The organism is Mycobacterium sp., assembly GCF_035623875.1.
Taxonomy (GTDB): domain Bacteria; phylum Actinomycetota; class Actinomycetes; order Mycobacteriales; family Mycobacteriaceae; genus Mycobacterium.
Window position 1 is genome coordinate 1 of sequence record NZ_DASPSP010000260.1, and the last position, 9103, is coordinate 9103.

A 9103-nucleotide genomic window follows, 5' to 3' on the forward strand; every position below is an offset into this window, starting at 1 on the left:
TATGTGACTAAGGGGTTCCCGTGCCCCAAGAGTGTGCCGCCTCTGGTGTGGCGCGTGGTCTCGCCGGCGTTCAACCCGGTCGCGGCGTTTCTGACGACCGGCGGCCTCCCGCCGCGGGCGCGCACCCTGCTCGGTCTGCCCTGGAGCGACCGCCAGGAGCGCCGCTACCAGCGTTTCGCCGCAGTGTGGCGGTCGCGGCCGGTCAACTGGCTGTGGGAGCATCTTCCGATGCGGCTGCGCTACAACAGGTTTGCCCAGGCGGGCTATGCCCGCTAACAACCCAACCGACCTCACTGACCACGCCACCACTGCCATCCTCGACGCCGCGGTCGTCAAGTTCGAACAGCACGGCTTCCGCCGCGTCGCGCTCGACGACGTAGCCCGCCGCGCGCGGGTCAGCCGCACCACCATCTACCGCCGGTTCGCCGGACGCGACGAACTGGTCGCCGCCGTCATCGACCGGGAAAATGCGGTGCTTTTCGCCGACATCGCCGAGGAAATGAAAAGCCGTCGGCCGCAATCAAATTACTATGTCGAAGCGTTCACGCTGTCGATCATGCGTTTCCGGCAGCACCGCGTGCTGACCCGGATGCTCGCTGACGAGCCCGGCCTGATGCTCGAGTTGGCTGACCAGCACTGGGATGCCGTGCTCGAGCGGATGGCCGCGGCACTGCGAATCATCTTCCCCGACGGCTTTGCCGAGCGGATCGGGGACCAGGCGATCGACGAACTGGCCGAAACCATCCTGCGTTACGCGACGATGGTGCTGCTGTTGCCCAGCCGCAAACCCCTGAGTGCCGCCGACGACATACGCGCTTTTGCCACCGAGCACTTCCTGCCCAGCCTGCCCGCCGTGGTACGCGCCGTGCCGGTTTGAATCGAGCGGGAGTGCGTATCGGGGTGCTAGCGTCCCGTCATGCTGCAGATGCAGGAGGCCCACATGAGCTCGGCATCGCAGCTGCGTCGCGGGCTCTCGCAACGCCAGCTCAACATGATCGCGCTCGGGGGCGTGATCGGCGCTGGCTTGTTCGTGGGATCCGGCGTCATCATCGGCGAGATCGGTCCCGGCGCCTTCATCACCTACGCGGTGTGCGGGGTGTTCGTCGTCCTGGTGATGCGCATGCTCGGGGAGATGGCCACCGCGAACCCGTCGACCGGTTCGTTCGCCGACTACGCCCGGCAAGCCCTCGGTGGTTGGGCCGGCTTCTCGGTGGGCTGGCTGTATTGGTACTTCTGGGTCGTCGTGGTCGGCTTCGAGGCGATCGCTGGCGGCGCGGTTCTCTCCTACTGGATTAAAGCGCCGCTGTGGTTGCTGTCGCTGATCCTGATGGTGGGGATGACGGCGACCAACCTGTTCTCGGTCGCTACCTTCGGTGAATTCGAATTCTGGTTCGCCGGAATCAAAGTCGCCGTCATCGTGGTCTTTTTGGGTCTTGGCTCGCTATTCGTTCTGGGAGCCTGGCCGCAGCACGGGATCGACTTCAGCAACCTCACCGCATATGGCGGTTTCTTCCCGCACGGCGTCGGCGCGATCTTCGGTGCCGTCTCCGTCGTCATCTCTGCGATGGTCGGTGCTGAGGTGGCCACCATCGCGGCTGCCGAAACGGCGGATCCCGAGCGTGCTGTTGCGCGGGCGACCAAATCCGTGGTCGTCCGGATCGTGATCTTCTACCTGGGGTCGGTATTCCTGCTCGCGGTGATTGTGCCGTGGAACTCACACCAACCGGGCACCTCGCCATACGTTGCCGCGCTGGGAGAGATGGGGATTCCCGCGGCGAGCCACATCATGAATGCGGTGGTGCTCACCGCGGTGCTGTCGTGTCTGAACTCGGGGCTCTACACCGCGTCCCGGATGCTGTTCGTGCTGGCCGCCCGGCAGGAAGCTCCGATGGAGTTGGTCAAAGTGGGTCGACGCGGGGTGCCCTACGTCGCCATCTTGTGTTCGTCGGTGGTGGGCTTTCTGTGCGTGGTCATGGCCTGGGTCGCCCCGGGCGCCGTTTTCGTCTTCCTGCTGAAATCGTCTGGCTCCCTGGTTCTCTCGGTGTATTTGGTGATCGCGCTCTCCCAGATTGTGTTGCGCCGCCGGACGTCGTCGAAAAGCTTGCGGGTCAAGATGTGGTTCTTCCCGGGACTGTCGGTGCTCACCCTGGTGGGGATCGTCGGCGTGCTCGTGCTGATGGCGCTCGACCCCCGGGCTCGCACCGAGTTGTGGCTGGGCCTGCTGTCCTGGGTGGTCGTCTTGGCGCTGTACTTCGCGCCCAGGTGGCGCCGTGGGCCGGCCAAGCACGAGCCCGCGCTGCCGCCGACCGGCAAGGCCAATCGTGTGCTGGTGTTGGCCAACAAGAACGTCTCCACGAACGAGCTTTTCGACGTGGTGCGGCGCGTTGACGCTCAACAGCGTGCCGAATACTTCATCTGCGTTCCGGTGAATCCGGTCGACACCGGCCAGGCCGAGCGCACCGGTCCGCTCTTTGTGCTCGACGCCACCGTTGCGGCTGCGCACGAACGTCTGGATGCGATCCTGACCGCGATTCGCGACATCGGACTGCCCGCCGACGGAGAACTCGGCGACTACCGACCGTTGCGCGCGCTGGCCGCCGCGGTGCAGAGCTTCCAGCCCGACCAACTGGTCATCGCCGAGGCACGCTCATCGTGGCTGCGGCTCGGGCTGGTCGACAAAGCACGTGCGGCGTTCCCACTTCCGGTCACCCACGTGGTACCTCGGCAGCGGACGGTGGATTTCGCCGCTGCGCCAGCTCGAGCGACCTGACGTACAGACCGTAGGTATGGGTGCCACACCGCAGCTGAGCCAGGGGCTGTCGCAGCGGCAACTCACCATGATCGCGATCGGCGGTGTCATCGGCGCCGGCTTTTTCGTCGGGTCGGGTGTGGTGATCCAAACCGCCGGCCCCGCGGCCTTTTTGACCTATGCACTGTGCGGCGTGCTGATCATCCTGGTGATGCGGATGCTCGGCGAAATGGCCACCGCGAACCCCTCGACGGGATCGTTCGCCGACTACGCGCGCGATGCGCTGGGCGGTTGGGCGGGTTTCTCGGTGGGCTGGCTGTATTGGTACTACTGGGTGATCGTCGTTGGTTTCGAGGCGGTTGCCGGCGCGAAAGTTTTCAATTACTGGGTCAATGCGCCGTTGTGGCTGGTGGCGCTGATTCTGATGCTGACGATGACCACGACCAACCTGTTCTCCGTGTCGTCCTTCGGGGAATTCGAATTCTGGTTCGCCGGAATCAAAGTCGCGACCATCGTGATTTTCCTCGTTCTCGGCACGGTATTCGTCCTGGGGCTGTGGCCCGGTCGGCACCTGGATTTTTCGAACCTCACCGCTCACAGCGGGTTCTTCCCGCACGGCGTCAGCGGGGTATTCGCCGCGATCGTCGTCGTGATCTTCTCGATGGTCGGCGCGGAGGTCGCCACCATCGCCGCCGGCGAAACGCCCAATCCCGAGCGCGCAATTCACCGAGCGACCAACGCGGTGGCCGCTCGCATCGCTATCTTCTTCGTGGGCTCGGTTTTTCTGCTGGTTGTGATCCAACCGTGGAACTCGGTGGAGATCGGCGCGTCGCCGTACGTCGCGGCGTTGAAGCACATGGGAATCCGCGGTGCGGATCAGATCATGAATGCGATCGTGCTTACCGCGGTGCTCTCCTGCTTGAACTCCGGGCTGTACACCGGATCGCGGATGCTGTTCGTGCTGGCCGCCCGACAAGAGGCGCCGGCCCAGCTGTTGAAAGTCAGCCGACGCGGCGTGCCGTACATGGCGATCCTGTGCTCATCGGTAGTGGGATTTCTATGCGTAATCATGGCCGCGGTTGCTCCCGGCTCGGTGTTCACCTTCCTGCTCAACTCGTCGGGTGCCATCGTGCTTTTCGTTTACTTGTTGATCGCGCTGTCGCAGATCGTTTTGCGCTTCAAGACGCCGCCGGAAAAGCTGCGGGTCAAAATGTGGCTCTTCCCGGTACTCTCGATCCTGACGCTGGCCGCGATCATCGGCGTGCTGGTGCAAATGGCGTTCAATAGCACTGTCCGCGGCCAGTTTTGGCTCAGCCTGCTGTCCTGGGCCGTGGTGGTGGTGCTGTATTTTCTCAGCAAGTGGCGACGCGCGCGGGTCGCGCCGCCGACGGGTCATGAAAAATCCGCCATGGCACTCGCGAGCGAAACCGCATGGGAGGATCAGGTATTCGGCCCACCGCAGGATGCCGACCCGGAACAGGCAGCCGAATAAACAGCGGCAACTACCGTCTTGGCGAGCCGCTAACTCGTGAAGCAGTACGAATCGCTGGACGCGTCACCGCCCTGGAGCCGGACTTGGTGCACCCGCAGGCCGCGGAACTCATCGCCGTGCGGGAAGAAGCGGGTGTCGGGCACAAGACCGCCGGCGGTGACGTCGGCATCGAGTTTGGCCATCCAGGCGCCGACACCGTCGGGGTAGAACACTTCGTCCCACGCCCCGTACAGCGAGTTGGTGAAATACACGCGCCGGCCGTCGCGGCTGATCTCGACCATCTGCGGCCCACCGCTGAGCGGCATCTCTGCCGCCGACGGGTGCGGCGCGCGTCGCACGATCCCGCCCAGCCGCACCGAGGCCGTCTCTCGCGGGTGGAACGGGTCACTGACATCATACTGCTTGAGCTCCCCTGTGCCCCAACATGATACGTACAGCCAGCGATCGTCCACCGACAGGTCGATGTCGGAGACAAGCGGTGGGACCGCACCAAACGGCTGCAAGGCCGGTGGCAGAGTGTCGGCGTCGGCCGGCTCGGCCGGGATTGTGATCACCTTGTCGACGGCCCACCGATCGCCGGCCTTGTGCCACAGCCACACCGAGGCCGACAGATCCTCGACGCTGATCACCACGCCGACGAAACCCCACGCCTTGGCCGGGTCGTGGGCCGGGCGCAGTTCGAGCACCATCTGGTGCTGATCGCCGAGGTCGACGCGCTGGGTGAGTTTGCGCTCGCTCATGCTCCAGAAGTTCAGGTGATGCCCGAACTTGCGGCCGAGCAAGTCGTCGGGGTTGAGCCCGTTCTCGAGCATCGACGGCGTCCCCCACTCCGACGTCAGCACCGTGTCGTGGCGCAGATGCCACCACACGTCGTAGGCAAAGAATTGCGGTCCCCGGTCGGCCTCCCACGGCCCGATCACCTCGAACGTGTCGTGGTCGATCAGCGCGACGCCACCGGGTCCGTCGCTGCCGTCCGCGCCGCCGAGCGCGGACATGAAAACGCCGCCGGGCCCGCAATGCACCGTGTGCGGGCGCGAGTATCCGGCCTTGGCCGCAAGCTCGTTGGCCTCGATTGTGCGCGTCAGCTTCGGGTGGATCGGGTCGGGCTTGGTGTCGAGGACGAACGTGTTCGACGAGCGAATGCCGGGCACGACGAGGTAGCGCCGCTCCAGCTTGTGGTGGCCGGCGTGGCCCTCATGGCACAGCGCGCTCGAGCATGCGTTCCAGCCGAAGTGGTGCAGCTCGTTACCCGCCGAAGGCAGTTCAGCCCAGCCGACCACGCCGCCGTATGTCGATGAGCCCGCGTCACAGTCCACCACGGCGAGCGCATCGTTTTTTATGCCCGCAGGGTCAAACGCCGCGACATACGCCAGCCGCTCAGGGGTGGCCGCGGCGGCGGCGCCCGGGCTGCGGTAAAACGTCGGATCTGTCGCAGCCATGGGCACGATGATCCTCTGCCGAACCCAGCCAGGCGGTACTTTCGCCAACTTGCACCGGTGGTATCCGGCGGGGCCGGCTGTCAGCGGCCGGTCATGCGCCGGTCGACGTAGCCGGTGAGGTACTCATCGACCACCTGCCCAAAGTCGGCGTCCGGTCGTGGCGTTTTCAGCCGGCTCGGATCAGCGGGTCCGGAGAATGCGCGGGTCGGTCACGTCAAACGTGTCGCCGCCCAACGTCACCCGCCGGTTGAGCCCGGCGCTTAGCCGGTCTTGGTCAGCAGAACCGCCTGCTCGAACGGCATTCTCGCGAAAATCCGCCGCGACCGGGCACTGACATGCGCCGCCGCCTCGGCCTTGGTGACGGTCCGCGGGTCGGTGACGCCGAAGGTTTTGCCATTGCGGCGCATCCGTCCGCCTCCCGCCGCGTTGAGGTTCTTCAGCCAGTCGCGGTCGGGACCGTAGGTCAGCAGGATCGCCACACCGGGCTTTCCGTCCACGTCGGCGCTGAACACATTCAGCGGCGTGCGGTACTCCTTGCCGGAACGCCGCCCGACGTGCTCGAGAATGCCGAACGATGGGAGCCAACCGGCCCACATCCGCTGAATGGGGTTGGTGACGTGTCGATTGAAGCGGGCGAGTCGTTGCGGTAGTTGCATGTCGCTATCAAACTCTTACCTCATGGCCTATCTCAAGCCGCCGTGGTTCACCGCCAAGGTCTTCAACCGCATCGCAATGGCCACCGGCATCAGCAACAGCGAAACCCTCACCGTCACCAAGCGGGGCAGCAAGGAGCCGCAGCACATTCCCGTCGTCACCGTCGACATCGGCGGCACCCGGTATCTGGTATCCACCCGCGGCGAATCGCAGTGGGTCAAAAACGTCCGCGCCAATCCCACCGTCACGCTAACCAACAAGTCTGGCGCCGTGACCTACGTCGCGCGCGAAACGCCCGCGCCGGAGCGCCAGGCGATCCTGACCGCGTATCAGAAGAAGGCGGGCAGGGCTGTCGACGGCTACTTCCGCAAACTGCCCGATCCGGCGGACCACCCGGTATTCGCGCTCACTGCACCGACGACGTGACGGGCAAAAGCCTTCGTGACAGGCGGGCCAGCCGCGACGGGGCCGGGTTCCACGGCTGTTGGTCAGCCGCGGGCCAGGCGTAGCAAGGGGTCTGGCCGGACAGCAGCTGTCTCAAGCCTGGAGTGTCCAGCTCGCTGGCCGACCACGCGTAGAGGCGTTCCACCCGCGGTGTGATGACGCCGACGTCGAGGAGGTGGCCTAATCCGTGTTCGCCCTGCGCGTAGGGCGCGACGTCGTCACCGAGCGGATAGCGGTCGGGCAACACTCGCGAAAGTGACAGGAAGATGCCCGTCATGCCCAGCCGTGGATCGCCGAGAAACGGGCCCGCGGGAGCCAGCCAGCCGAGCGCCAGCCGCGGCGCGGCGACCATCGCATGGGTGTAGAGAACCCGAGCCAGCACCACGTTGCAGAAGAACCGTTCGACCCGACCTTCGCGTGCCGCCAGGTGTTCGTTTTCGAGATAGGCGCCGACGACACTCATGTTGTGCGCCCGATACCAGCGTGCGGCGCTGGGGCGTCGAATGAACTCCAGCCAGGCGCCGACCGTCGGTGAGCTCGGCGACCCGGGATGGCCGAAGGCCAGCGCACGGGCTTCGCCGACGTCGTAGAGCAGGCGCTCGTTGATCGCCCGCCACCATGAACTTCCCGGCGTCGGCGAGTCGATCGAGTTGAGCAGTCCTCGCCGCAGCTGCCAGCGCATGAAGGCCGACGCCGCCTGTCGGTAGGGGAGATAGCCGCGGTCGATGTCCGGCGGCACTTGGTATTGGCGGCGCAGCAGGGCCAGCCGCCCGGGCGGGTCGTTGCGGACGGCTCCGACGCTGGCGAGGGCGACCTCGCTGGCCGATGGCCGGATCACCCGTCGGTCTTACTGAGCAGCACCGCCTGCTCGAACGGCACCCTGGCGATGATCGGCCGCCACCCCCTGCTGACGTGCTCCGCCGCTTCGGCCCTGGTCACCACCCGGGGGTCCGCGACGCCGATTGTCTTGCCGTAGCGCTGCATCCGTCCATCGCCGGCCGCCTTCAGGTTCTTCAGCCAGTCGCGGTCCGGTCCATACGACAGCAGGATCGCCAGACCCGGCTGCCCATTGATATCGGCGTTGAACACCATTAGCGGCGTGCGATACGGCTTGCCCGAGCGCCGACCGACATGCTCGACAATGCCGTGCGCAGGAATCCAGCCGGCGCACAACCGCCAGAAGCGATTGGTGACGTGCCGGTTGAACCGGGCCAGCCATTGCGGTAGCTGCATACCGCTATCAAACCCGTCTGATATCGCGTGCGATGGCGCTTCCGCGAGGGATCGCCCAGACCTCCGCGGGGCTGGTGTGACCAATGTTGCATTCAGAATGACCACTACACCCTGTAGTGAAGCCGCTCCCAGCGGCTGGGACACTGGTAGACGTGTCTCGATCCGATCGCGCGGCTCCTCCTCGGGCCGCTCAGCGGCCCGCATCGTCGCCGCGCACCGACGTCTCGGCGAAGCTGTTCGACGACGCCTGCGCGGTCATTCCTGGCGGAGTGAACTCGCCGGTGCGGGCGTTCAAGGCAGTCGGCGGCACCCCCCGCTTCATCACCGAAGCCCACGGCTGCTGGCTCACCGACGCCGACGGCAACCGCTATGTCGACCTGGTCTGCTCGTGGGGCCCGATGATTTTGGGCCACGCGCACCCGGCGGTGGTGGCCGCCGTCGCCAAGGCCGCCGCCACCGGGTTGTCGTTCGGGGCGCCGACGCCCGCCGAAACTGAATTGGCCGCCGAGATCATCGACCGGGTGGCGCCGGTGCAGCGGATTCGGCTGGTCAACTCCGGCACCGAGGCCACCATGAGCGCGGTGCGACTGGCCCGCGGGTTCACCGGCCGGGCCAAGATCGTCAAGTTCTCCGGCTGCTACCACGGCCACGTCGACGCGTTGCTCGCCGATGCCGGCTCCGGGGTCGCGACGCTCGGCCTGCCGTCGTCGCCCGGCGTCACCGGCGCCACCGCCGCTGACACGATTGTGTTGCCGTACAACGATATTGGTGCCGTGCAGCAGACCTTCGCGCAGTTCGGTGACCAGATCGCCGCGGTGATCACCGAAGCCAGCCCGGGGAACATGGGCGTCGTCCCGCCCGCGCCCGGCTACAACGCGGCGCTGCGCGCGATCACCGCCGAGCATGGCGCGCTGCTGATCATCGATGAGGTGATGACGGGATTTCGGGTCGGCCGAAGCGGTTGGTACGGAATCGATCCGGTCGACGCCGACCTGTTCACCTTCGGCAAGGTGATGAGCGGCGGGTTGCCCGCTGCGGCGTTCGGCGGCCGCGCCGAGGTGATGGAACGGCTGGCGCCGCTGGGGCCGGTGT

Annotated in this window: 10 protein-coding genes; 6 read left to right on the forward strand and 4 right to left on the reverse strand. The window is 66.0% G+C overall.

Annotated features, from left to right (window positions below; genetic code table 11):
* The 4 genes from VEI45_RS21330 to VEI45_RS21345 form a co-directional block, all read left to right on the forward strand.
* Positions 1-276 (forward strand): oxygenase MpaB family protein (locus VEI45_RS21330; protein ID WP_324856520.1); only part of this gene is annotated, 276 nt, incomplete at its 5' end.
* Entirely contained in the window at positions 266-877 is a 612-nt protein-coding gene (locus VEI45_RS21335) for a helix-turn-helix domain-containing protein (protein ID WP_324856521.1), read from the forward strand. The genes VEI45_RS21330 and VEI45_RS21335, both read left to right, overlap by 11 nt.
* Before the next feature lie 63 nt (positions 878-940).
* Complete coding sequence (locus tag VEI45_RS21340; RefSeq protein WP_324856528.1) at positions 941-2770, forward strand: amino acid permease; 1830 nt, start codon at positions 941-943, stop codon at positions 2768-2770.
* 16 nt (positions 2771-2786) lie between these two features.
* A complete protein-coding gene (locus VEI45_RS21345) occupies positions 2787-4241 on the forward strand; it encodes an amino acid permease (protein WP_324856522.1) in 1455 nt (484 codons plus the stop codon).
* A 29-nt stretch (positions 4242-4270) separates the two neighbouring features.
* On the opposite strand, the gene VEI45_RS21350 is transcribed toward VEI45_RS21345, so the two are convergent.
* Positions 4271-5680 carry a selenium-binding protein SBP56-related protein gene (locus VEI45_RS21350; RefSeq protein WP_324856523.1) on the reverse strand — a complete coding sequence of 470 codons (1410 nt, stop codon included), beginning with the start codon at positions 5678-5680 and terminating at the stop codon, positions 4271-4273.
* 260 nt (positions 5681-5940) lie between these two features.
* Positions 5941-6336: a nitroreductase family deazaflavin-dependent oxidoreductase gene (locus VEI45_RS21355; protein ID WP_324856524.1), complete on the reverse strand. Its 396-nt coding sequence runs from the start codon at positions 6334-6336 to the stop codon at positions 5941-5943.
* A gap of 22 nt (positions 6337-6358) precedes the next feature.
* Here VEI45_RS21355 and VEI45_RS21360 point away from each other — a divergent pair, with 22 nt between their 5' ends.
* Positions 6359-6760 (forward strand): nitroreductase/quinone reductase family protein, encoded by a 402-nt coding sequence (locus VEI45_RS21360; protein WP_324856525.1) that lies wholly within the window; start codon positions 6359-6361, stop codon positions 6758-6760.
* Here VEI45_RS21360 and VEI45_RS21365 read toward each other — a convergent pair.
* Together VEI45_RS21365 and VEI45_RS21370 are read right to left on the reverse strand one after the other, a co-directional pair.
* Entirely contained in the window at positions 6741-7616 is an 876-nt protein-coding gene (locus VEI45_RS21365) for a hypothetical protein (protein ID WP_324856526.1), read from the reverse strand. The genes VEI45_RS21360 and VEI45_RS21365 overlap by 20 nt on opposite strands.
* Entirely contained in the window at positions 7613-8011 is a 399-nt protein-coding gene (locus VEI45_RS21370) for a nitroreductase family deazaflavin-dependent oxidoreductase (protein WP_324856527.1), read from the reverse strand. The genes VEI45_RS21365 and VEI45_RS21370 overlap by 4 nt, the downstream gene beginning before the upstream one ends.
* Before the next feature lie 233 nt (positions 8012-8244).
* Between VEI45_RS21370 and VEI45_RS21375 the strand changes: the two genes are divergently transcribed.
* On the forward strand, positions 8245-9103 hold an 859-nt coding region (locus VEI45_RS21375; protein ID WP_324856529.1), incomplete at its 3' end, for a glutamate-1-semialdehyde 2,1-aminomutase.

Bases quoted from the DNA above. Each gene is read 5' to 3' on its own strand.
- VEI45_RS21335 (WP_324856521.1), top strand. From the start codon at position 266: ATGCCCGCTAACAACCCAACCGACCTCACTGACCACGCCACCACTGCC.
- VEI45_RS21340 (WP_324856528.1), top strand. From the start codon at position 941: ATGAGCTCGGCATCGCAGCTGCGTCGCGGGCTCTCGCAACGCCAGCTC.
- VEI45_RS21345 (WP_324856522.1), top strand. From the start codon at position 2,787: ATGGGTGCCACACCGCAGCTGAGCCAGGGGCTGTCGCAGCGGCAACTC.
- VEI45_RS21350 (WP_324856523.1), bottom strand. From the start codon at position 5,680: ATGGCTGCGACAGATCCGACGTTTTACCGCAGCCCGGGCGCCGCCGCC.
- VEI45_RS21355 (WP_324856524.1), bottom strand. From the start codon at position 6,336: ATGCAACTACCGCAACGACTCGCCCGCTTCAATCGACACGTCACCAAC.
- VEI45_RS21360 (WP_324856525.1), top strand. From the start codon at position 6,359: ATGGCCTATCTCAAGCCGCCGTGGTTCACCGCCAAGGTCTTCAACCGC.
- VEI45_RS21370 (WP_324856527.1), bottom strand. From the start codon at position 8,011: ATGCAGCTACCGCAATGGCTGGCCCGGTTCAACCGGCACGTCACCAAT.